The following is a 20,662-nucleotide window of genomic DNA, read 5'->3' as shown; positions in this document are numbered from 1 at the left end:
ACCCGGTGTCAGAGACGGCCGGACGAAGGGGGGAGCGCGTGAACGAAGATCACCGGCGCTTCACCGAGATGTACGACGGGTGCCGACAACGGGTGTGGGCCTACGTGGTCAGCCGGGCGGGCCGGCAGATCGCCGACGAGGTGGTCAGCGAGACCTTCGCGATCGCCTGGCGGCGGCTGGACGACCTGCCGGAGCAGCCCCTGCCCTGGCTCATCGGGGTGGCCCGCAACGTGCTGCGGGAGAACATCAGGGCCCAGGTCCGCCGCGACTCCCTGCAGGCGGAACTGAGGGCCTGGACCGAAGGCGACCACGCCGAGCAGGTGGCCGAGCGGCTGGAGGTGCTGCGCGCCCTGGCCTCCCTCTCGGAGGACGACAGGGAGCTGCTCCTGCTCGTCGCCTGGCAGGGATTGGCGGTGAAGGACGCCGCCGCGGTCGTCGGCTGCGGTCAGGCGGCCTTCCGCGTACGGCTGCACCGTGCCCGCAAACGCCTCACGCGGGCACTCGAAGAAACCCCCGCACGGATCTCTCCCCAGGTCCGGATCTCCCCCCAGGAGTGCTCATGAACTCGATGGAACGTCTTCGTGCGGCCCGGCCCGCTCACCTGGACACCCCCACGGACCCCGGTACGCGGACCCGGGAACTCGACCACGCCTTCTCCCAGCACCGGCAGACGGCGTCACGGCGGAGCTTCCGACCCGTATGGGGTCTGGGGCTCGCGGGGGCCGTGACGGCGGCTGCGGTGGTGGCCTCCGGCGTGCTCTTCGACCCCCAGGCAGAGGTCTCGACCGATCCCGTCGTCGCCCCGACCGCTTCCGTGGCGCTGGACGCCCGGACGGTCCTGCTGTCCGCCGCGACCCAGGCCGAGGCGCAGCAGGAGAAGACCGGCACCTGGTGGAGCTCCACGTCCGTTCAGCGCCACATGTCACGCGTGCAGGGCGAGCCCTCGTACGCCGTCTACGAGCTGAGTGAAACGGAGGCGTGGACACCGTACGCACCCGGCGGGGAGCAGATCAGCCGTTCGCAGCGGCGCGGATTCGAGTTCCCCTCGCCGGAGGACGAGGCGGCGTGGAAGCAGGCGGGCTCCCCGTCCAAGGTCTCCGTGGGCGCCCCGAAGCCCGTCAAAGCCGGTAGCGCCGAACAGGCCTCCTACCCGATCGACCGGGAGCCCGGGAAAGAAAGGGTCTCCCGCAGCCGGCTGGTGGACGGGGACAAGGTCTTCTGGCTCGGCAAGAACGTCACGATGAAGGAGCTGCAGGAGCTTCCGGGCGACCCGAAGCGGCTCAAGGCATGGCTTCTCCGCTCCTACAAGGGCCATGACACCGAGTCGTCCAGCGTTCCCATGACGTCCGAGGCCTGGCTCTACCGCGTCACCACCGGCCTGATCGCGGACATGCCGGTGACCCCCAAGGTCCGCGGCGCGGCGTTCCGGATGCTGGCGGAGCTCAAGACCGTCCAGGTGGTGGAGAACGTCACGGACTTCGAGGGCAGGTCGGGCACCGCGGTGACGATGAAGGAGAAGGCGAGCGGCGCCGTCCTCCTCAACCGCCTCGTGTTCGACCGGGCGACCGGACGCGCCCTCCAGACCGACAGCGTCATCGTCGAGCCGGGCGGCTATCAAAGGACCCTGCCCGCGGGCGCCCTGTGGAACGCAGTGACGATCGTCTCGTCCGGTTGGACGGAAGAAGCGCCGTGAACGGGGGACAATAGGAACACGGAACAGGCCCGCTCGCTTCCGGGGGGAAAGCGGCGGGCCTGTCCGTTTCTCCGGCTCCGGGTCCTCGGCGGGACGGGGCGGGAAAGGGAACAGGCCCGTCACCTCTCGGGGGGGAAGGCAACGAGCCTGTTCGTCTAGGGGGGAGCGTGCTCCGGGATGAGGAGCGTAACCCGCCGCTTATCCCGAAGTGAACGCCTCGCTGATAACGAATCAGAACGTCTTATGCCGAACCGCCCAGACGAAGTCGGCGGAGTTGGTACCGCCGCCCGAGGGCAGGCCCAGCAGCTGGTCGGGGTGGCCCAGCAGGGGGTAGGCGTTGCAGCCGGTGGAGGCCGGCAGCGCGAAGTTCTTCTCGTTCGCCCAGACCTTGGCCATCGGGGTCAGCCAGAACAGCCACGGCATCGAGACGTTGATCTTCGGCTTGAAGACGATCGGGGCGGCGTCCGTGCCGATCGTGCAGTTCGGACCGAGCAGGCCGCCCGGGCTCCACAACTGGAACCGCACCTTGAACTCGTCGGCCTCGTCGCCATTGAGCCCGACGCCGACGAACCGGCCCTCGATCTCCGGCAGGACGGAGAGGATGGCCTTGGTGCCGGGCACGACCGTCACGACCTTGAAGTTCTGCGGCTGGCGCACGCCGCCGAACGCGGCCACCTTGGTGCCGTCGGCGAGCTGGCCCTCGGCGGACGTGATCCGCATCGGCTTGTCGATGAGGATGCGGATGTTCCGCTTGGTGCCGAGGGTGAAGCCGCCCTCCAGCGCGGTGGAGACGTAGCACGTCCACTTCTCGGCGCCCGCCGGCTTGGGCGGGCAGTCGGCGAAGTCGGCCTCGGAGGGAACGTAGGACAGCTCGGCGCTGGCGGGGGAGGAGGTCAGCCCGAGGGCGAGCGCGGCGACGCCGAAGACGACGCCGATACGGCGGAGTTTCATCTGGACGTCCCCTTAGAAGGTCTTGTGGCGGATCGCCCAGGTGGCGTCGAAGTGGTTGCTGGTGGCGTTGGCCTTGCCGATCAGCGTGTTGACGAGCGGGCTCTGGCAGCCGGTCGCCCAGTCGATGGCGAAGACGTCGTCGTAGACCTTGGCCTTGACCATGAGCAGGCCGCCCTGGAGCGAGGGGATGCTCCACTGGATGCGGGGGGCGAGCACGACGGGGGCGGCGTCCGAGCCGATCCAGCAGTTGTCGCCGAGGCCCTCGCCGATGATGCGCGCCTTCAGCCCGATCTTGGACGGGTACAGGACGCCGGGGGAGGCCTGCCCGGTGGACTCGATCTTCACCTGCCAGCCGGTGGGGTCGGGCACCTCCAGCGGAGTGCCGAGCACGCCGGTGACGAAGGGCATCGCCTCGCCGCGCACCGCGCCCATCTGCGCGACCTTCTGCCCGTTCACCTTGCCCTGGGCGACGGTGAACCGTACGGCATGGTCGATCCGCACCTTCATGTTCTTGAGCCGGAACTGCCCGTCGAGCGCCGTCATGACGAAGCACTTCCACTCCGTGGCGCCGGCCGGCTTGGGCGGGCAGTCGGCGAAGTCGGCCTCGGACGGGGTGTAGGGGTTGGCCGCGGAGGCTGGTGCGGCGGCGAAACCGAAGGTCAGAGCCAGTGTGGCGAGCCCGGTCGTGATGACACGGCGCATGGACTTGCTCCTTGGGGGGTGGGTGAAAAAGGGAGGCCGCGCCTGCCTCCTGTTGCCGGTGAGAGTAACCTCACAAAACAGGCATTCCAAGATCTGTTGTGTCACGAACGGGAAACGCGGGGTACCTCTAGCGGGGATCGGCCCGTCAACTCGAGGCTCCGGCGGCTTGGCCCAACAAGTTACTCGTCGGTACAATCGGGGGCCCCATGTCATGACAGCCTGTAGCGAGCCCTACGCTTCAGCCGATGGCCGTACCTCAGGAGGACGGAACAGATGTTCTGGCTCACGTTGATAATCGGGCTCGCCGGCATTGCGGTGACCCTGTTCCTCGCCGGGAAGCGAGTGCTCTTCCTATGGAACCTGTTCAAGAGCGGGCAGCCCGCTCCGGATCGGGTCGCCAGCGTCAAGCGTGACCCCAAGGCCGACGTCGAAGACCAGGTGACCGAGGTCCTGGGGCAGCGCAAGCTGCTCAAGTGGACCATCCCCGGCCTGGCCCACTTCTTCGTCATGTGGGCGTTCTTCCTGCTGGCCACGGTGTACCTCGAAGCCGCCGTCGGCCTGTTCTTCGGGCTCGACGCGCACATTCCGATCCTGCAGACCTGGGGCCCGATCGGGTTCGTCCAGGACTTCATCGCGATCATGTGCTTCCTGGGCCTGGTGGTCTTCAGCATCATCCGGATCAAGAACGCCCCGGCCAAGCTCGACCGCAAGTCCCGGTTCAAGGGCTCGCACACCGGCGGCGCGTGGCTGATCCTGTTCATGATCTTCAATGTGGTCTGGACGATGTTCTTCTACCGCGGCGTGCTGTCCGCGATGGACCACCTCGGGTTCGGCAAGGCCGCGTTCGGCTCCTACGCCACCGGCAGGCTCTTCGAGGGCATGTCGTACGACACGCTGGAGATCCTCGGCTCGATCGGCCTGCTGCTGCACATCGGCGTGGCGCTGGTGTTCCTCGTCATCGTGGTGAACTCCAAGCACCTGCACATCTTCCTCGCGCCGCTGAACGTCATGTTCAAGCGCCGCCCGAACGGCCTGGGCGCCGTGCAGCCGGTCCTCAAGGCCGACGGCACCAGCCTCGACTTCGAAGAGGCCGACCCCGACGAGGACCTCTTCGGCCGCGGCAAGATCGAGGACTTCACCTGGAAGGGCTTCCTCGACTTCGCGACCTGCACCGAGTGCGGCCGCTGCCAGTCGCAGTGCCCCGCCTGGAACACCGGCAAGCCCCTGTCGCCCAAGCTGCTGATCATGGAGCTGCGCGACCACGCCTTCCACAAGGCGCCGTTCTTCATGGCCACCGAGGAGCAGCAGGGCGCCTTCACCGACGAGCAGAAGCTCGCCATGGAGGTCGACAAGCCGCTGGTCGCCGACGACGGCGTCATCCACCCCGACGTCCTGTGGTCCTGCACCAACTGCGGCGCCTGCGTCGAGCAGTGCCCCGTCGACATCGAGCACATCGACCACATCCTCGACATGCGCCGCTACCAGGCCATGATCGAGTCGTCCTTCCCGTCCGAGGCCGGCGTCATGCTGCGCAACCTCGAGAACAAGGGCAACCCGTGGGGCATGGGCGAGATGAAGCGCCTCGAGTGGATCGAGGAGCTGGACTTCGAGGTCGAGGTCATCGACGAGAAGATCCCCGAGGACGCCGAGTACCTCTTCTGGGTCGGCTGCGCCGGCGCCCTGGAGGACCGGGCCAAGAAGACCACCAAGGCCGTCGCCGAGCTGCTGCACACCGCGGGCGTCAAGTTCGCCGTGCTCGGCCCGATGGAGGCCTGCACCGGTGACCCGGCCCGCCGCCTCGGCATGGAGTACCTCTTCCAGGGCATGGCCCAGCAGAACGTCGAGACCCTGAACGACGCGGGCGTCAAGAAGATCGTCGCCACCTGCCCGCACTGCTTCAACACCCTCGCCAACGAGTACCCGCAGGTCGGCGGCAACTACGACGTCGTCCACCACACCCAGCTGCTCGCCGACCTGGTCGACAACGGCAAGCTCGTGCCGGTGACTCCCATCGAGGAGAACATCACCTACCACGACCCCTGCTTCCTCGGCCGCCACAACAAGGTCTACAAGCAGCCGCGCGACATCATGGCGAAGGTCCCCGGCGTCAAGACGCAGGAGATGCACCGCTGCAAGGACAAGGGCTTCTGCTGCGGCGCCGGCGGCGCGCGCATGTGGATGGAGGAGCGCATCGGCAAGCGCATCAACACCGAGCGCGTCGACGAGGCCCTGGAGACCAACCCCGACACCGTGTCCACGGCCTGCCCCTTCTGCCTCGTGATGCTCGGCGACGCCATCAACGAGAAGAAGACCTCCGGTGAGGCCAAGGAGACCCTGGAGGTCGTCGACGTGGCGCAGCTGCTGCTCCAGTCGATCAAGCCCGCCGCGGTCCCCGCCGGCAAGGAGTGACCTCTCCCCGGTCAGTGTTCTGAAGCCCGTCCCCGCTGCCTGGGGACGGGCTTCAGGTCTTCCGGGGCCGTGATGCGGTAGCCGTCGCCGTCCAGGGCGACGCCGCCGAACTCGCGGGCGATGGCCAGCGCGGTGTGGCCCAGCCGGTGGGCGTCGGCGGAGTGCAGGTCGCACGTGACATGGTGCTCGTGCACCTTCTGGACGAGCAGGGAGACCAGCCCGCCGCTGTAGAGGTCGGTGTCGGGGGTGGCGGTGTACGTGGTGTTCTCCACGAGGCTCGTCAGCCTCTCCGGGTCGGGCCTCCGCGGCAGGTAGACGGTGACCGTCTGGTCTTCGTCGTCCCGGTACGCCACGGGGCGGCCGTTCTGGAACCACAACCCGCCGAGCCGCCTGGCCAGCCCCGCCACCAGGCCGTCCGGGCCCTCGCCCACATAGGCCACGGCCCAGCCCTCGGGAAGCTCCGCCAGCCGGGCCAGCCGGGACGTCACCTCGAACGGGCCCTCGAGCAGGGCCGAGCCCGCCACGACGACCCCCTCCTCCTGCCGGGCCTCCGGAGCGAACAGCCGCACGGTCTCCAGAAGCCGCTGGGGCACCTCCGGCAGCAGCAGGGTCGGCCCGCGCCGCACCCGCCGTGCCAGGCCCTTCCTCACACGCACGACAGGTGTGACGTTGAATACTTTCCCCGCGACGACGGCGTTGCCAGGTTGTTACCGTCTCCTGGTTTAACCGTTGAGATCCACCCACACCGGTTCGACGTTCGCGGCCTTGAGGACGCCCTCGCCGTCCAGCACGGAGTAGGTGCCGGTGAAGTAGAGCCTGCGGAAGCCCGTCTCGGCGATCAGGCGGGCGCACGCGGGACAGGGGAACGCGGTGACGTAGAGGTCCGCGCCCCTGAGGGAGAAGCCCTCACGCGCCGCCTCGGCGACCACGGCGGCCTCGGCGTGGATGGCGGTGGAGAGGTCCGCGCGCAGCCCTCTGCGGAACTCGTTCCTCGGGTCGCCGTCGACGTAGGGGGAGTACTCCGAGGGGTGGTGGCGGTTGTAGGCCTCGGCGAGGACCTCGCCGTCCCGGACGGCCACGGCGCCCACCTGCCGCCACCAGTCGGAGCTGCGCCCGGCCTGGCCCCGGGCCTCCCTGATGAAGTGGCGGTCGAGCTCCGTCCTGGTGATCCCGGCCGAGCCGACCGGCGCCTCCTCCAGGCTCCACGGGCGGTCCCAGCGCAGGAAGGTCCGCTCGAAGGCGGGTTCCAGGCCGTACCTGCCGGCCAGCTCGCGCATGACCTCCTCGTCGGGCATGACGAGATCCCCGGCCAGCGCGCCGGGGAGGTCCTCGGGCTCGATGACCCTCACCCGGGGCGGGCCGCCCAGATAGGCGGCCGCCCTCGCGGGGTCCAGGGCGCGGATGTCCTTGCGGAGGGCGGGGAACACCTCGTGGAAGCCCCTGCCGAGGAGGAGGACCTCGGCGTCCCCGTGGCGTTCCAGGAGCCGCTCGTAGCCGGCGTGCAGGACGGGGAGGTAGAGGACGAGCCGCTTCGCGCTACCGCTCATCGCTCCGCGTTCTCGGCCAGGCCGAGCTGGATGCGGCGCAGGCGGGCCGACGTGCTGATCGTCGCCATCCGCTCCAGGACGCGGACCTCGCCGCAGTACTTCGCCTCCAGCTCGGCGATCTGCTCGGGGGAGTACGTCTCGGCCGTCGCGATCAGGACGTCCGGGCGGACCGCCTTGATCAGCGCCCACTTCTCGTGGTCGAGGTGCTTGAGCGTCACCAGGCCCACACCGCGCTGGTGGGTGACCATGCGCAGGCGCTCCATCTCCGGGACGGCCGGGCGGTGCGGGCCCTTGCGGGCGCGGATCTTGTCGTCGCTGTCGACGCCCACGATCAGGAAGTCGCCGAAGCCGCGGCAGGCCTCCAGGTACATGGAGTGGCCCTCGTGCAGGATGTCGAAGGAGCCGTTGGTCAGGACGATGCGGTTGTCGACGGCGCGCAGGGCGTCGACGATCTCGCTGATGCGGTCGTAGTCCTGGACGTAGCGGAGTTCGAAGTTCGAGGCGTCGTCGAAGAAGTCGCGGCTGACCAAGGGGCGCTTCTTCTGCGTGCTCCTGGTCACTCCTGCTTTCCTCCCGATCGGCTTCAGCGGATTCATGCTATCGCGTCGGGTGTTGTGACCTGCTGGGCTCGGGAAAAGGGGCTGTTCGGGGCACCGGCTCCGATCGGAGCGCCGGTTCCGGGAGGAGGGGGCGGCGAGGGTAGCCTTGCTTCGTCTGTCACTCCTGAGGCTCCCGGAAGGTCTTTCATGCGCTACTTGCCCTATGCGGAGCGGACTCCGGACGGGCAGTACCGGGAACTCCTCCGGCGGGTGCTCGACGAGGGCGTCCGCGTCCCGACCCGGCAGGGCCCCGCCGCGCTGACGCTGATGCAGCAGACCATGCGCTTCGACCTGGCCAACGGCTTCCCGCTGATCACCGAGCGCAGCCTCGGCTCGTTCTGGCGCAAGCCCATCGGTGAGCTGTGCGCCTTCATCAACGGCGCGACCACCCTGGAGGAGCTGGCCGAGTACGGCTGCGACTGGTGGGGTGCCTGGGCCACCGAGGCGAAGACGTCCAAGCGCGGCCTCGCCCCCGGAGAACTCGGCCCCGGCTCGTACGGCGGCGCGTTCCACTCCTTCCCGTCGCTGGAGCAGCCCGAGGGCTTCGACCAGTTCCGGCACCTGGTCGAGCAGATCCGCGAGCTCCCCGGCGACCGCACCCACTTCGTCAGCCCCTGGATCCCCCAGTACCTCGTGCGCGGGACCGGCAAGACGCCCAAGGCGACCATCGCCCCCTGCCACGGCTGGGTCCACGTCCGCGTCCTGGACGGGAGACTCCACCTGCACATGTTCCAGCGCTCCGGCGACCTCCCGATCGGCGTCCCGTCCAACATGGTGCAGTACGCCGCCCTGCTCCTGATGCTGGAGCACCTGACCGGCCACGAGGCGTCGACCTTCTACCACACGATCTCCGACGCCCACATCTACGAGGACCAGGCCGACGCCGTCCGCGTCCTCCTGGACCGCGAACCCCGCCGCCTGCCCACCGTCGGCCTCACCGACGTCGGCATGAAGATCGACGACATCCACGACTTCCGCGGCGACCACTTCGACGTGACGGACTACGACCCCCACCCGTCCATGCCCGGAATCCCGGTGTCCTCATGACCCTCATCCTGATCGTCGCCGCGGCCGCCAACGACGTCATCGGCAGGGACAACGCCCTCCCGTGGCACCTCCCCGAGGACCTGCGCCACTTCAGGAAGCTGACCACCGGCAACGTGGTCGTGATGGGCCGCAAGACCTACGACTCCATCATCACGCGGCTGGGCCGGCCCCTCCCCGACCGCAGCACGGTCGTGCTCACCCGCGACCCGTCGGAAGTGGCCCCCCACCCCGACACCACCGTCACCACCACCATCGAAGAGGCACTGTCCGCGGCCCGGAGCCTGGCGGCCCCGGACGGCCGGGAGATCTTCGTCTGCGGCGGCTCCTCGGTCTACGCCCAGGCCCTCCCCGACATCACGAAGATCCACCTCACCCGCGTCCACCGCGACGTCGACGGCGACGCCACCATGCCCGAAGGCTGGCTCACCGGCTTCACCGAACGCTCCCGCCAGGACCACTCCGGCTACTCCTTCATCGAATACGCCCGATGAGCCTGTACTGCTTCGACAACCACCGCACCCCCGAGCAGCTGGCCGAGATGCAACGCCTCGAAGCCGCCGGCATCTGCCTCTTCTGCCCCGACGCGTTCCGCAAGGAAGGCACCCAGCGCATCCTGTGGGAAGGCGCCCACTGGACCATCACCCCCAATGCCTACCCCTACAAAGGCGCCGACCTCCACCTCCTCCTGCTCCCCCACGAACACGTCGAGGACATGGCAGACCTGAGCGAACCCGCCCAGTTGGAGCTCTTCACCGCCCTGGCCTGGGCCCGCGAACACCACGACCTGACCTACTACGCCCTGGGCGTCCGCAACGGCGACTGCCGCCACACCGGCGGCACCATCCGCCACCTCCACGCCCACCTCCTGGTGGGCGACCCGACCCCGGACGCCCCCCCGGTCAGGTTCCGCATGAGCTCCTGACCCACCAGTCCCGAGCTTCCGCTACTATGTTTCACGCAGCCGTCTCCCCGGAGACACGCGCGGATGTAGTTCAATGGTAGAACTTCAGCTTCCCAAGCTGACAGCGCGGGTTCGATTCCCGTCATCCGCTCTCATCACAAAGGCCCAGCTCAGGGCGTGAGTCCGGAGCCGGGCCTTGGTTGCTTTCGGGGCTATCTGTTCAGGGTGGGCTGCCGTGCTGTCAGGCGACCTTCCAGGTTCGGTCGCCTAGGGTAGCCACGAGGTCGAGGTGGCCGCCGAGGGCGGTGATGTAGTCGCGTACGACGTCGATGCCGGAGACCTCGCCGTGTTCGATCTTGGAAATTCGTGCCTGGCTGACGCCTAGGGTCTGGGCGAGCTCGGCCTGGGTGACGCCGGCGGCCTGGCGGATCTCGGCGAGCTGGAATCCGCGGACGTAGGCTTCGCGCCGTTCGCGCGCGATGGCGGCTCCGGCGGCCTGCTCTTCCTCGCTGCGGGGGTCGAGCGAGGCTCCCTTGGCCTTGACGTCTGACCACTTGCTGTAGCGGGTGCTCATCGCTCCTCCTGCTCTTCTTCCTTGAGGGTGATCAGGTGTTCGGTGAACCGTTCATCGGCCAGCGGTATCGCCTCTCGGTACCAGCGGTTCCAGTTGCCGGCCTTGTCTCCGGCGACTAGGAAGATCGCTTCCCGGGCGGGATCGAAGCAGAACAGCATCCGGATCTCGCTCGTGCCGGAGGAGGGAGGACGCAGTTCCTTCATGTTGTGGTAGCGGCTGCCTTGGACCCGGTCCACCAGCGGGCGACGTGCCGTAGGTCCTTCCTCGGCGAGCTGATCGATCGCGTCTTTGATCAGGTCTGCGCTCTCTGGGTCGGTCTTGCAGATCTGCAGGTACCACGCCTCGACCTCCGGTGAAGGCTGATCTCCCAGCTCATGCAGCGAGTATAACCATTCAGTCATGTTCTGTCTCGTGCTCTCCTCGGGACGCCTGGCGCCCTTGATGCCCTCATGTGCCTGGTCTGAGGCACGGCGCTGTGGGAGCTGTGCTCAGCCAGGTGAGACGGGCGGTGGCGTGCAATTAGCCAGGGTGAACAGGGGTCAGTAGAGGGCACTCGCGGGCGGAGTGGTTCGCAGGTCAGAGGCCATGAGACTGGATCTTCGTTTGTTTCCCAAGCTGACAGCGCGGGTTCGATTCCCGTCATCCGCTCTCATAGCGAAGGCCCGGCTCAGGATGTGAGCCCGGAGCCGGGCCTTGATCGTTTCTAGGGCTGTTGCCCTGGTGCGGGTGGTGAGTGGTTGATGAGGTGACCGGGGCAGGGTTATGCGGTGTCGGTGTTGGTGCCGCGCAGGATGTACGGGTCGTCGCCGAAGACGGCGGAGATCTGGAGGTGTCCGCCGAGGGCTTGGACGTAGCGGGCGATGGCGTCCACGGTGGAGACCTCGCCGCGTTCGATCTGGGAGACGCGGCCTTTGGTGACGCCCATGCGTTCGGCGACTTCGCTTTGGGTGAGACCGAGTGAGGTGCGGCGTTCGGCGAGTCGGTGTCCGTCGATGTAGGACTGGTTGCGCTTGCGGGCCTCGGCCACGGCCTGTTCTCCGCCGGCTTCGGCGACGATGTCGGCCCGCACGTCACTCCACTTGGGGAAGTCCGTCATCACTGTCCCTCCTCGGCCTCTCGTTCCTTCACGTATTTGGCGTACAGTTCCTCGGCACGGGGGATGGCCCGCCGGTACCAGCCCGACCAGTCCCCTGACTTGTCCCCGCCTACCAGGAGGATCGCTGACCTCCAGGGGTCGAAGACGAAGATGATCCTGATCTCGGAGTGCACTGCCGAGCCGGGCCGCAGCTCTTTCAGATTGTGGACCTGCGAGCCCTCCAGCCGGTCGACCAAGGGGCGGCCCATCCAATAACGAAGGCCCAGCTCAGGATGTGAATCCGGAGCCGGGCCTTGATCGTTTCTGGGGATGTGGATCTGGCGCGGGCGATTAACGGGCAATCTCGGCTGCCCATGCTTTGAAGCGTTGGCGCAGTTCGTGGGTGCGGACCGGCGAGAGCCCATGGACGGCGAACGCCTGGTCGGGAAGGCGGTCGAGGGCGTTGAGGGCGAGCAGGAACATCTCGGGCTCGAAGCCGGGGTCTGCGTTGGCGGCGAGGCGCAGCAGATCATGGGTCGTGTAGCGACCGCTTCGAAGGATCGCCTCCACATCGACGAAATCGCGTACTTCAGCCCTGCCGTAAAGTGCTGCGACCTTGTTGCCGACGGCATCATCAGGATGCAGAACGGGACCTACGGGCAGCGTGACCGGGGCGTGTGCCCGCCAGTCGATGCCCAACTCCACCTTCACCGAGCGACCGTCGGACGAGATGAGGAGCAACCGGACGAAACCGTCTCCGGCCAGGGTCGTCTCAACGTCGAAGCCCTCGTTGCGGTAGGCGTCGACCGCAGCGGTGACCGCTTCCTGGAACTGGGCTCTCGCTTCGTCCACCGTGAACAGATCGACGTCTTCTGAGATCCGGTCGAGGAAGCCGTGCGCTTGAACGGCGTAGCCGCCGGCGAGAGCGAACCCGTACTCGCCGGTCGCGGCAAGACCGATACGCGTCACCAGTTCGTGGAGAGGATCCATCCCGGGGCTACGCCGCCGCCACCAGGGACGGGAACCGGATCTCCCAGAGCCGACGCGCCTGTACGGGCAGGTAGAGGCGTCCCCAGCAGCGGACGAGAGTCTGGGCGTCGAGGTAGGTGGCGAGATCTTCCGGAGAGGACGCCTCCCGGATCACTCGCTCGTACATCAGCCCGAGTTGGGCCGGGTCGTCGAGGTCATAGGTGCGCTGCTCGGACCAGTCGAGGTGACGAGGCAGCTCGACGACACCGGAGACGGGCCCGGTCAACTGGGCCAGGTCCTCCGGTATCGCATAAGTCCGCCTGTCCGCGTACCTCATACACCCAGTGTGCACCAACGAACGACCTAGCGCAGCAGCACCCGACTGACATGCAGCTGCGCCGGATCGCCGTGCAATCAGCCAGGGTGAACGGAGGGCAGTAGGGATATCCGCGGGCAGAGCCGCTCGCAGGTCAGAGGTTGGAAGGGCGGAGCTTCGTTTGATTCCCAAGCTGGCAGCGCGGGTTCGATTCCCGTCATCCGCTCTCATAGCGAAGGCCCAGCTCAGGGACATGATCCCGGGTCGGGCCTCATCGTTTCCAGGGCTGTTGATCTAGCGTGGACGATTAACGGGCAATTAGCCGACGGAGGATCAGCCACCTCCTGCCTGCCGCTCCTGAAAGCATGGCCCTCGCTACGCTCGAAACTGTGTTCTCCGGGGCTCAGCCCCAGACCCCGGACGAGGGGCTCCCGCTCCCCGTTGGCCGAGCGCTCTCTTCTGCACCGCCCGAGAACACCTGGCCATGCTCCGTGTAGGAACGCCAGAAGGTTCGGCGGTGCCCCGAGCCTGGCGGCTCGTACACCCTGCCTTCGGTCCGTCGGCACGAGGCCGCCCCTCGATCTGCTCCGCCTCAATACCCATCAGCCTCTTCACAAGAACAGCTGCCGTGAAGCCGCCACCGTGTCACCGTGCGATCGGCCTTCTGGACGATCTCCACTTCTCCGCCGCAGAGTTCGGCCACCACGACCAACCCGCGGCCCGACTCCTCCAACTGCTCGATGTTCCCGACCTCGTCCACTTCCAGCTCGGGAATCCATACCTGAGCTGTGGGTGCCGCATGGTGCACCAGCATCCCCGTCACCCGTCCCCACACATGCGTCACGAGCACGCTCACCTGCCCGCCGCCGCCATGCTCGGCGCAGTTCGCGAGCAACTCCGACAGCACCGTCACGCAGTCGTCCCGCAACGAGCACATGGGCGGAAACACCTCCCGCACCCATCTCCTCCCCACCCTCACCTGTGCCAGCTCGGCGAGGAACTCCTTCTCCTGTGACCAATAGGCCAGACCGTCTCGCGTGTCTTGCGTCTCTGAGCGCCCGCCCTCAAGCCGAACCTCGCCTCTCGACACTTCCGCCCCCTCGAAACGACACCGATTCCGGGAACAGATTGACACCAGATGATTACTCTTGGTTGCCTCGCGGGACAGTCAAGACAGTTGGAGGAGCCGAAGTGTCGACGACCAGCGCCCCACAGTCAGTGGATCCGAAGACCGGCATGTGGGCTTGGCTGGCCTACGAGCTGCGCTTCCAGCGCACGAGCCGGGGAGAATCCTTGGCCGACGCTGCCTGTCACGTCCCCACCTCGCGCAAGACTGTCCAGAACTGGGAAGCCGCCCGTCACAAGCCGAGCGAAGAAGCCTGCCGCAAACTAGACGAAGCCTGGGAGACCGGCGGCCTGCTCGAACGCATCTACTTCTATGCGACCACGGCCCACAACCCGGACTGGTTCGTCGAATACCTGCGCTACGAAGCACACGCCTCATTGATCAGAATTCACGAAGTATCGTGGATTCCAGGGCTCCTCCAAACAGAGGAGTACGCCCGCGCTGTACTCACCGCAGGCCGATCGACACAGGTGGACGAGCAAGTGGCCGCACGTCTGGGACGCCAGCAGATCCTGACGAGCGACGACCCGCCCCACGTCTCTGTCCTGATCGATGAGAACGCCCTGCTACGTCTCAAGGCCAGGCCCTTCGCCCAAGGCCAGCTCTCCAAGCTCTTGGAAGCCGCCGACCACCCGAACACGATCATCAGAGTCGTTCCCCTGTCGAGCGGTCTGCACGTCGGACTCAACGGCCCCTTCGAGATCCTGACGACCGCCTCCGGCGACATCGCCTACACCGACGCGGCTATAGGCGGCCGCCTGGTCACCGAAGCCTCCGGCGTCCGTACCTGCGCCATCGCCTTCGATCACATAGGCGCCGACGCCCTCACCCGAGCAGCCACCAAAACTCTTCTCCACACCCTCCTGGAGTCCTCTTGACCACCTGGCGCAAGTCCTCCCACTCAGGCGCAGGCGACGACCGCTCCTGCGTAGAACTCACCCGTCTGGGCCCCTCCATAGCCATCCGAGACTCCAAGCACCCGGCCACCCCGCCCCTCTTCCTCACCCCAGCCCAATGGCGGACCCTCACCCACGCCGTGAAAACCGACTCCTACGGACTCTGACCCCCACCGCATCGGGCCAACACGCCTTAGGCCGCGCCCCACCGCCTCGCCGCCCGCAGGCATCACATCCGCTTTGGTGAGGAGGCCGGCTTTCTTCGACCGGTCGGCCAACCCAGCCAGGCACGCATGCTCTGATGAGGTACCCCGCCCGCAAGCGGCCTCGGTCACTGACACCCCCGACAACACTGCTCGACAACCGACAACTCCACCAGTGCCGATCCCGGCCTCTGACCTGTGAGACGCCCGCAAACGAACGCATGACAGCCAAGCCGAACAAGCATCCGTCAGTATCGATTGGGACAGGAGCGTCAAGCATCTCCCAGGTCACGACAAGAGGCCCAGCACTCCCGATGAGGACTTTCTCTACGGGTTCAAGGCGGTCCGCTAGGTTCGGTCGGACCGCGGGCATGCGGCCTCTCCGGGCTGACCAGAGGACAGGTGTGGACGGCCCTGGACGCCGCTCGTTTGTCTTGTAATGCGTAGGTTGCCACGTTGGGTCGAGGTTGGTGCGTGGCTGGGATGGAGATGCACGGTACTCGTCTTGCCTGGCTTAGTAGGACATTCTGTGTCGGTGGTTGGTTCTGACGAGGCTGCTGTTCGTGTCGACCTTGTTGAGCTTTTGGTTAAAGCCCGGTTGTCGCGCGAGGTCGTCCAGGCGACGGGGAAGTGGGTTGAGCGGCAGTGGACCGCCGCGGGCTTTTCTTGGGTGCGATCGCGCAAGAGTTGGGAGCGGCACCGGGGAGAGCGGCGGGAACAAGTTGAGTTGTCCTCGTCCTACCGGAACCGGGCGGGCAAACGGACCAAGGTTTGGGTCGCGGGACTGGCTGTCCACGATGACCAGGTCAAGGAGTGGCGCGAGAGGCATCCGGAGCTGTCGGCGAAGCGGCCGGAAGGGCTGGCCGGCCTAGCGTGCACGACCAGTTTCCTGGACCTGACCTCGCGATACTGGGTGGAACTCTCTCAGCCGGAAAGCCGCCTTTCAAGGGTCGGGGCATGGGCGGAGCACGTCGCAGAGATCGCTTTCCCGTGGTTCGCAAGCACGATCGATCCAGCCCGTTTGGCAGAAACGGTTCCGGACCGTCTGGTGAAAGGGCGGGCTCAGCATCTTGTGGAGCTGGCAGTGAGTCGAGGCGAGCTTGATCAGGCACGGCTACTGATAGAACGCGCCCTCGCGGTCGGTCCATTGGTGCGTGGCAGCTTCGAGGAGGGACGCGAGCTCGCTCGTCGCGGTGGAAGGGCTGACTGGCAAGCGCCCCATGCCCTTGGTTGGAGCAGCCTGGTCCTGGACCTGATGTGAAATCGGTTATCGGCTGACTACGACGACCGCCACGTTGGGGTTGAGGCTTTCGCGTGGTCGCAGGTGATCGGGTGACGCGTTGCCTCCGGTCCTCGGAACGTGGACCGCTACCTCGTGGAGAAGGGCGGCGTGCCCGATGGCGATCACGTCAAGAGCCTGCGGGACGGGGTGAGCGAACTACGGTTGGCGGTGGGTGACCGTTCATGGCGGATCACCTTCTGGAAACCGGGAGGACCGGCGATCGTGCTGCTCACGGTCTTCGCCAAGACGCGCAACGGACCGCAGCACGATGACGTGAACCGGGCCGTCAGGGCCAAGAGGGTCTGCCAGGCGGAACACGACATGACCGTCACCCATGTTTTCGACAGGAGGCCGTGATGGCCAGACACAGTACTTGGAAGACCCTCAAGGCCAAGCGGCTCCAGGGCGAAGAGGTCCAGGAGCATCCCGAGTACACCCAGGCCGTCCGTGATCTGGCTCTGGGAGACAGGCTCCGCGACATCCGTATCGGCCGGAATCTCACCCAGGCCGAAGTAGCCAGGAAGGCCGGGATCACCCAGCCGACCTTGTCCCGCATCGAACTCGGCGGTGGTGTTCCCACCCTTGACATGCTCGACCGCATCGGCCGCGCGATGGGAGCTCCCGCAGGTCGGAGCACTCGTCCGTGAGGGCCGCTTTCGAGATGAAGGCCCTGCTCCGGATAGAGATCCCGAGCAGGGCCTTCAGCCGTTCGCGATGGTCGCAGTCGGCAGGGCGATGCTCTGCCGGCCGGTGTTCTGCGGTCTGGGGTGCTCTCACCAGTTCTGGGGCCAGGTGCCCGAGTAGGTCAACGTGGCCTTGCCGGCGCGGCGGCGGTGAGAACGCCGCTGTGCCCGGACTTCGGCCAGCCGGTGTCGGGAGGAGGTATCGGCCTTTTCCTTGGAGATTCGGCGGGCTAGAGCGGCTTCGACGTGATCGCCGAGGGATCTGTCGGGGACCTTTCTCCAGCTTTTGGGGCGCCGGGCCAGCAAGGTGCTTTCGGCTGCGGATCCGCGGTCCGGATCCAGGATGCCGGACGCGGTTCTCAGGTCTTGACGGACGAGTACGCGGTTGGCCCTGTGCGGAAAGCGCTTGTTGAGTCGGACGGCGGAGCGTGAACTCTTGTCGTTCTCGCCATAGTCGTTTCGCCGATCGCGGGCATAGCTGAGACGTTTCTTCTCCTGAGGGCTGCGTCGTCTCATTCGGTCATTCTAGGCTCGGCATGTTCGCGCGGGCAGAGCCGGTTGACCGGGCGAAGCGGGGGCTCGGGCCCCGCTTCCGCCGCCGTTCAGGCCGGGTTCCAGAGGGGTTCATTCGGGACGCCGATCGTGCGTCACGCGTACGGCTGCCACCTGCGCCGCCGCTTTCTCCCGCCGGTTCGGTCTCGGACCTCGGGTGCCCCGGCAACACCTGTTGAGGTGACCAGACGAGCGTCTCACCCACAGCACAGCGGCTCAAGTCCCCAGTCGCACCGACGCGGGGACGATTGCCAGGGCGGGTGATCAGGATTCTGGCGATGAGCGTTCTCGCCTGTGCTCGACGCCCGCGTGACGGCTGGTGTCCGCCACCCTCAGGAGCAGGCGGAGCAGGACGGCGTTCGGGATGTTCTCTTCGGTGTGGATCGAGACGGTGCAGGGACGGCCGAGGTCATCGTCAGGGACCGCGATGCCGACTACGAACTCGTTGTCCGGCGTCACCTTGGTCAGCTCGATGCTCCACTCCGACGAGGAGGGGACATAGGTGTCGAGGAGCATCCAGTTCGCGCCCTCGCACTCCAGGTGTTCGGTGGGCATACGGTGAGTCTCCTTCATGAAGAGGCTCAAGGTGACGGTTCGGATCAGTTCTCGCTGAGGCTTCGTCCGGCTGTGGGCAAGGCCGTCGGCCGGCGTGGAGTGCTCGGATCGGACATGGGCATGGGGTGTGACTTTTCCTGGTGTGGAGGAGGGTCGAGTCGGGATGATGGGGGCGGTGGGCCGAGAGCGGGGAGGCTTGAGTGCGAGCGGGGCTGGAGATCGCCGGGCGTTACCAGGTGGGGAAGAGGCTGGGGCAGGGCGGGTTCGGCGAGGTGTGGACGGCCGAGGATCTGTTGCGGGAGCAACGGGTGGCCATCAAGTTCCTGTACCGGCATGTGGCGGCCTCTGAACCGTTGTGGCTGAGCAAGTTCCGGCAGGAGGCCCGGATCGCGGTCCGGTTGAACCATCCCGGGGTCACGTCGGTCGAGGACTTCGGGGAGTACGACGGGCAGTGGTACCTCGTGATGGAGTTCCTCGAGGGCAAGGATCTCGGCCGTGAGCTCGCCGAGCATCCGCAGGGACTGGAGCCCGGCAGGGCGGTGAGGCTGATGGAGAAGGTGGTGCGGGCGCTGAGCGCCGCCCATGAGAAGGGGATCGTGCACCGGGATCTCAAACCGGGCAACCTCATGCTCCTGGCCGGTGACGAGATCAAGATCTGCGACTTCGGGATCGCCCACATCGCCGAGGCGTCGGCCAGCCACAGCATCAACGGCCGCCAGATCGGGACACCCGCCTACATGGCACCCGAGCAGTGGCTGGGCCGGCCGGTCGACCACCGGACGGACCTGTACGCGGTGGGAAGCATCCTGCACGCCCTCCTCACGGGTGCTCCGCCCTTTCCCGGCCCCACCGTCACCGCCTTCATGGGCCAGCACCTCACTCTTCCCCCACCGCGCATCGCGCGTCCCGGTGTTCCCCGCCACCTCGACGAACTCGTTCATACGCTGCTCCAGAAAGACCCCGAGCAGCGTCCCGACCACGCCTCGGTCCTCGCATCCCTGGCTGGTCCGCCCAAGCGCGGCGAACTGCTCGCCGCCGCGGCTGACCGAACGAAAGCCGGCGACATCGAAGCAGCACGCGCCCTCTACCAACAGGTCATCGATTCCGCACACCCCGACGAGGCGCCCCGGGCCATGCGCAGCCTGGGATACCTGGAGGAGCAGCAGGGGAACGCGGACGCTGCGCGCTCCTGGTACGGCAGGGCCGCCGCCTCCGGGCACGCAGATGCCGCGCCGTGGGCTATGAACAACCTGGGCATCTTGGAGAAGCAGCAGGGGAACGCGGACGCGGCGCGCTCCTGGTACGGCAAAACCATCGACTCCGGGCATGCAGACGTCGCGCCTCAGGCCATGCGCAACCTGGGCATTCTGGAGAAGAGGCAGGGGAACGTGGATGCGGCGCGTTCCTGGTATCGCAAGGCCATCGATTCCGGGCATGCAGATGCCGCGCCCCGGGCGATGAACAGCTTGGGGTATCTGGAGGAGCAGCAGGGGAATCTGGATGCTGCACGTGTCCTCTATCTGCAGGCCGTCGAATCCGGGCACGCGGACACCGTGCCGCGAGTCATGCGCAGCCTGGGCATTTTGGAGAAGAGGCAGGGGAAGGTGGACGCTGCGCGTTCCTGGTATCGCAAGGCCATCGATTCCGGGCATGCAGATGCCGCGCCCCGGGCGATGAACAGCTTGGGGTATCTGGAGGAGCAGCAGGGGAACGTGGACGCTGCGCTTTCCTGGTACGGCAAGGCCGCCGCCTCCGGGCATGCAGATGCCGCGCCGTGGGCTATGAACAGCCTGAGCATCTTGGAGAAGCGGCAGGGGAACGTGGACGCGGCACGTTCTTGGTACGGCAAGGCCATCGATTCAGGGCACGTAGATGAAATGCCTCGGGCCATGCGCGGCCTGGGATACCTGGAGGGGGAACAGGAGAATCTGGGCGCCGCGCGTTCCTGGTACGGCAAGGCCATCGATTCAGGGCACGTAGACGAAATGCCCCGGGCCATGCGCAGCCTGGGCATTCTGGAGGAGCGGCAGGGGAACGTGGACGCTGCGCGTTCCTGGTACGGCAAGGCCGCTGCTTCCGGGCATGCAGATGTTGTGCCACAGGCGATGAACGGCTGGGGGTATCTGGAAGAGAAACAGGGGAATCTAGATGCTGCACGTGCCCTTTATCGGCAGGCCATCGATTCAGGGCACGTAGACGAAGCACCTCGGGCCATGCGCAACCTGGGCATTCTGGAGAAGCAGCAGGGGAATCTGGATGCCGCGCGCTCTTGGTACGGCAAGGCCGCTGCTTCCGGGCATGCAGATGTTGCGCCCCGGGCGATGAACAGTTTGGGCGTTCTGGAGAAGCAGCGGGGAAATCTGGACGCTGCACGTGTCCTCTATCAACAAGCCATCGACTCCGGGCATGCGGATGCCGCGCCCCAGGCCATGCACAACCTGGGCATCCTGGAGAAGCAGCAGGGGAACGCGGGTCACCGCAGCGGATAAGACCGCTGATGAGCCGCACCCATACGCAGCTTACAAATCCTGTCGCCGGTCTGCTCCGGGTGGTGTGGGCGAAGCGCTGGGGGGCCTGCCGGG

Annotated in this window: 26 protein-coding genes and 1 tRNA gene; 13 read left to right on the top strand and 14 right to left on the bottom strand. The window is 66.8% G+C overall.

From position 1 onward, the window contains the following. Positions 1-38 precede the first annotated feature (38 nt). Both C2865_RS01480 and C2865_RS01475 read left to right on the top strand, forming a co-directional pair. Entirely contained in the window at positions 39-563 is a 525-nt protein-coding gene (locus C2865_RS01480; protein WP_232835282.1) for an RNA polymerase sigma factor, read from the top strand. Further along, complete coding sequence (locus tag C2865_RS01475) at positions 560-1,693, top strand: CU044_5270 family protein (RefSeq protein WP_106396452.1); 1,134 nt, start codon at positions 560-562, stop codon at positions 1,691-1,693. Before C2865_RS01480 ends, C2865_RS01475 begins: the two co-directional genes overlap by 4 nt. A gap of 231 nt (positions 1,694-1,924) precedes the next feature. On the opposite strand, the gene C2865_RS01470 is transcribed toward C2865_RS01475, so the two are convergent. After that, positions 1,925-2,644 (bottom strand): hypothetical protein, encoded by a 720-nt coding sequence (locus C2865_RS01470; protein WP_106396451.1) that lies wholly within the window; start codon positions 2,642-2,644, stop codon positions 1,925-1,927. Positions 2,645-2,656: 12 nt separating this feature from the next. Further along, positions 2,657-3,346, bottom strand: a complete 690-nt coding sequence (locus C2865_RS01465) for a hypothetical protein (protein ID WP_106396450.1) — start codon at positions 3,344-3,346, stop codon at positions 2,657-2,659. A 273-nt stretch (positions 3,347-3,619) separates the two neighbouring features. Here C2865_RS01465 and C2865_RS01460 point away from each other — a divergent pair, with 273 nt between their 5' ends. Beyond that, positions 3,620-5,755 (top strand): (Fe-S)-binding protein, encoded by a 2,136-nt coding sequence (locus tag C2865_RS01460; RefSeq protein WP_106396449.1) that lies wholly within the window; start codon positions 3,620-3,622, stop codon positions 5,753-5,755. Between the two features lie 11 nt (positions 5,756-5,766). Here C2865_RS01460 and C2865_RS01455 read toward each other — a convergent pair whose 3' ends face one another. The 3 genes from C2865_RS01455 to C2865_RS01445 all read right to left on the bottom strand — a co-directional run bounded on the left by C2865_RS01455 (position 5,767) and on the right by C2865_RS01445 (position 7,862). Next, positions 5,767-6,411 carry a hypothetical protein gene (locus tag C2865_RS01455; protein WP_157963511.1) on the bottom strand — a complete coding sequence of 215 codons (645 nt, stop codon included), beginning with the start codon at positions 6,409-6,411 and terminating at the stop codon, positions 5,767-5,769. A 66-nt stretch (positions 6,412-6,477) separates the two neighbouring features. Further along, positions 6,478-7,302, bottom strand: a complete 825-nt coding sequence (locus C2865_RS01450; RefSeq protein WP_106396447.1) for a deoxycytidylate deaminase — start codon at positions 7,300-7,302, stop codon at positions 6,478-6,480. Beyond that, a complete protein-coding gene (locus C2865_RS01445; RefSeq protein ID WP_157963510.1) occupies positions 7,299-7,862 on the bottom strand; it encodes an adenylyltransferase/cytidyltransferase family protein in 564 nt (187 codons plus the stop codon). The genes C2865_RS01450 and C2865_RS01445 overlap by 4 nt, the downstream gene beginning before the upstream one ends. A 186-nt stretch (positions 7,863-8,048) precedes the next feature. Between C2865_RS01445 and thyA the strand changes: the two genes are divergently transcribed. The 4 genes from thyA to C2865_RS01425 all read left to right on the top strand — a co-directional run bounded on the left by thyA (position 8,049) and on the right by C2865_RS01425 (position 10,000). Further along, complete coding sequence (gene thyA / locus C2865_RS01440; protein ID WP_106396445.1) at positions 8,049-8,948, top strand: thymidylate synthase; 900 nt, start codon at positions 8,049-8,051, stop codon at positions 8,946-8,948. Further along, a complete protein-coding gene (locus C2865_RS01435; RefSeq protein ID WP_106396444.1) occupies positions 8,945-9,439 on the top strand; it encodes a dihydrofolate reductase in 495 nt (164 codons plus the stop codon). Before thyA ends, C2865_RS01435 begins: the two co-directional genes overlap by 4 nt. After that, positions 9,436-9,870 carry an HIT domain-containing protein gene (locus C2865_RS01430; RefSeq protein ID WP_106396443.1) on the top strand — a complete coding sequence of 145 codons (435 nt, stop codon included), beginning with the start codon at positions 9,436-9,438 and terminating at the stop codon, positions 9,868-9,870. Before C2865_RS01435 ends, C2865_RS01430 begins: the two co-directional genes overlap by 4 nt. Positions 9,871-9,929: 59 nt before the next feature. Beyond that, positions 9,930-10,000: transfer RNA gene (locus C2865_RS01425), tRNA-Gly, on the top strand. Positions 10,001-10,090: 90 nt separating this feature from the next. Here C2865_RS01425 and C2865_RS01420 read toward each other — a convergent pair. The 7 genes from C2865_RS01420 to C2865_RS39170 form a co-directional block, all read right to left on the bottom strand. After that, positions 10,091-10,423: a helix-turn-helix domain-containing protein gene (locus C2865_RS01420; RefSeq protein ID WP_106396442.1), complete on the bottom strand. Its 333-nt coding sequence runs from the start codon at positions 10,421-10,423 to the stop codon at positions 10,091-10,093. Beyond that, the gene (locus C2865_RS01415) at positions 10,420-10,824 is read right to left on the bottom strand and encodes a type II toxin-antitoxin system RelE/ParE family toxin (protein ID WP_106396441.1); all 405 of its coding nucleotides are present in this window, start codon (positions 10,822-10,824) and stop codon (positions 10,420-10,422) included. Before C2865_RS01415 ends, C2865_RS01420 begins: the two co-directional genes overlap by 4 nt. A gap of 359 nt (positions 10,825-11,183) precedes the next feature. After that, positions 11,184-11,519 carry a helix-turn-helix domain-containing protein gene (locus C2865_RS01410; RefSeq protein ID WP_106396440.1) on the bottom strand — a complete coding sequence of 112 codons (336 nt, stop codon included), beginning with the start codon at positions 11,517-11,519 and terminating at the stop codon, positions 11,184-11,186. Further along, positions 11,519-11,767, bottom strand: a complete 249-nt coding sequence (locus tag C2865_RS41715; protein WP_332873321.1) for a type II toxin-antitoxin system RelE/ParE family toxin — start codon at positions 11,765-11,767, stop codon at positions 11,519-11,521. The genes C2865_RS01410 and C2865_RS41715 overlap by 1 nt, the downstream gene beginning before the upstream one ends. An 82-nt stretch (positions 11,768-11,849) precedes the next feature. Further along, positions 11,850-12,467: a nucleotidyl transferase AbiEii/AbiGii toxin family protein gene (locus C2865_RS01400; RefSeq protein WP_198652812.1), complete on the bottom strand. Its 618-nt coding sequence runs from the start codon at positions 12,465-12,467 to the stop codon at positions 11,850-11,852. 28 nt (positions 12,468-12,495) lie between these two features. Then, positions 12,496-12,804 carry a hypothetical protein gene (locus C2865_RS01395; RefSeq protein WP_106396437.1) on the bottom strand — a complete coding sequence of 103 codons (309 nt, stop codon included), beginning with the start codon at positions 12,802-12,804 and terminating at the stop codon, positions 12,496-12,498. A 571-nt stretch (positions 12,805-13,375) separates the two neighbouring features. Then, on the bottom strand, positions 13,376-13,696 hold the full coding sequence (locus tag C2865_RS39170; protein ID WP_157963509.1) for a hypothetical protein: 321 nt from the start codon (positions 13,694-13,696) through the stop codon (positions 13,376-13,378). 278 nt (positions 13,697-13,974) lie between these two features. On the opposite strand from C2865_RS39170, the gene C2865_RS01385 reads away from it, so the two are divergent. The 5 genes from C2865_RS01385 to C2865_RS01370 all read left to right on the top strand — a co-directional run bounded on the left by C2865_RS01385 (position 13,975) and on the right by C2865_RS01370 (position 16,937). Continuing rightward, on the top strand, positions 13,975-14,787 hold the full coding sequence (locus C2865_RS01385; RefSeq protein ID WP_157963508.1) for a DUF5753 domain-containing protein: 813 nt from the start codon (positions 13,975-13,977) through the stop codon (positions 14,785-14,787). Further along, on the top strand, positions 14,784-14,972 hold the full coding sequence (locus C2865_RS01380; protein WP_106396434.1) for a DUF397 domain-containing protein: 189 nt from the start codon (positions 14,784-14,786) through the stop codon (positions 14,970-14,972). Before C2865_RS01385 ends, C2865_RS01380 begins: the two co-directional genes overlap by 4 nt. A gap of 565 nt (positions 14,973-15,537) precedes the next feature. Then, complete coding sequence (locus C2865_RS39165; protein WP_157963507.1) at positions 15,538-16,269, top strand: hypothetical protein; 732 nt, start codon at positions 15,538-15,540, stop codon at positions 16,267-16,269. A 99-nt stretch (positions 16,270-16,368) separates the two neighbouring features. Next, positions 16,369-16,647 (top strand): type II toxin-antitoxin system RelE/ParE family toxin, encoded by a 279-nt coding sequence (locus C2865_RS01375; protein WP_106396433.1) that lies wholly within the window; start codon positions 16,369-16,371, stop codon positions 16,645-16,647. After that, complete coding sequence (locus tag C2865_RS01370; protein ID WP_106396432.1) at positions 16,647-16,937, top strand: helix-turn-helix domain-containing protein; 291 nt, start codon at positions 16,647-16,649, stop codon at positions 16,935-16,937. Before C2865_RS01375 ends, C2865_RS01370 begins: the two co-directional genes overlap by 1 nt. A 126-nt stretch (positions 16,938-17,063) precedes the next feature. Here the strand turns inward: C2865_RS01370 and C2865_RS39160 are convergent, their stop codons facing one another. Further along, positions 17,064-17,489, bottom strand: coding sequence for a hypothetical protein (locus C2865_RS39160; protein WP_157963506.1), 426 nt, complete (start codon positions 17,487-17,489; stop codon positions 17,064-17,066). A gap of 300 nt (positions 17,490-17,789) precedes the next feature. Continuing rightward, positions 17,790-18,080 (bottom strand): hypothetical protein, encoded by a 291-nt coding sequence (locus C2865_RS01365; RefSeq protein ID WP_106396431.1) that lies wholly within the window; start codon positions 18,078-18,080, stop codon positions 17,790-17,792. 200 nt (positions 18,081-18,280) lie between these two features. Here C2865_RS01365 and C2865_RS01360 point away from each other — a divergent pair, with 200 nt between their 5' ends. Then, on the top strand, positions 18,281-20,569 hold the full coding sequence (locus C2865_RS01360; protein WP_106396430.1) for a serine/threonine-protein kinase: 2,289 nt from the start codon (positions 18,281-18,283) through the stop codon (positions 20,567-20,569). The last annotated feature ends 93 nt before the right edge of the window (positions 20,570-20,662 follow it).

Source organism: Actinocorallia populi, from assembly GCF_002995495.1.
In the GTDB taxonomy this organism is placed as follows: domain Bacteria; phylum Actinomycetota; class Actinomycetes; order Streptosporangiales; family Streptosporangiaceae; genus Actinocorallia; species Actinocorallia populi.
This window is presented reverse-complemented; position numbering and strand designations above follow the sequence as displayed.

Bases quoted from the DNA above. Each gene is read 5' to 3' on its own strand.
- C2865_RS01475 (WP_106396452.1), top strand. From the start codon at position 560: ATGAACTCGATGGAACGTCTTCGTGCGGCCCGGCCCGCTCACCTGGAC.
- C2865_RS01470 (WP_106396451.1), bottom strand. From the start codon at position 2,644: ATGAAACTCCGCCGTATCGGCGTCGTCTTCGGCGTCGCCGCGCTCGCC.
- C2865_RS01465 (WP_106396450.1), bottom strand. From the start codon at position 3,346: ATGCGCCGTGTCATCACGACCGGGCTCGCCACACTGGCTCTGACCTTC.
- C2865_RS01460 (WP_106396449.1), top strand. From the start codon at position 3,620: ATGTTCTGGCTCACGTTGATAATCGGGCTCGCCGGCATTGCGGTGACC.
- C2865_RS01450 (WP_106396447.1), bottom strand. From the start codon at position 7,302: ATGAGCGGTAGCGCGAAGCGGCTCGTCCTCTACCTCCCCGTCCTGCAC.
- thyA (WP_106396445.1), top strand. From the start codon at position 8,049: ATGCGCTACTTGCCCTATGCGGAGCGGACTCCGGACGGGCAGTACCGG.
- C2865_RS01435 (WP_106396444.1), top strand. From the start codon at position 8,945: ATGACCCTCATCCTGATCGTCGCCGCGGCCGCCAACGACGTCATCGGC.
- C2865_RS01430 (WP_106396443.1), top strand. From the start codon at position 9,436: ATGAGCCTGTACTGCTTCGACAACCACCGCACCCCCGAGCAGCTGGCC.
- C2865_RS01420 (WP_106396442.1), bottom strand. From the start codon at position 10,423: ATGAGCACCCGCTACAGCAAGTGGTCAGACGTCAAGGCCAAGGGAGCC.
- C2865_RS01415 (WP_106396441.1), bottom strand. From the start codon at position 10,824: ATGACTGAATGGTTATACTCGCTGCATGAGCTGGGAGATCAGCCTTCA.
- C2865_RS01410 (WP_106396440.1), bottom strand. From the start codon at position 11,519: ATGACGGACTTCCCCAAGTGGAGTGACGTGCGGGCCGACATCGTCGCC.
- C2865_RS41715 (WP_332873321.1), bottom strand. From the start codon at position 11,767: ATGGGCCGCCCCTTGGTCGACCGGCTGGAGGGCTCGCAGGTCCACAAT.
- C2865_RS01395 (WP_106396437.1), bottom strand. From the start codon at position 12,804: ATGAGGTACGCGGACAGGCGGACTTATGCGATACCGGAGGACCTGGCC.
- C2865_RS01370 (WP_106396432.1), top strand. From the start codon at position 16,647: ATGGCCAGACACAGTACTTGGAAGACCCTCAAGGCCAAGCGGCTCCAG.
- C2865_RS39160 (WP_157963506.1), bottom strand. From the start codon at position 17,489: ATGAGACGACGCAGCCCTCAGGAGAAGAAACGTCTCAGCTATGCCCGC.
- C2865_RS01365 (WP_106396431.1), bottom strand. From the start codon at position 18,080: ATGCCCACCGAACACCTGGAGTGCGAGGGCGCGAACTGGATGCTCCTC.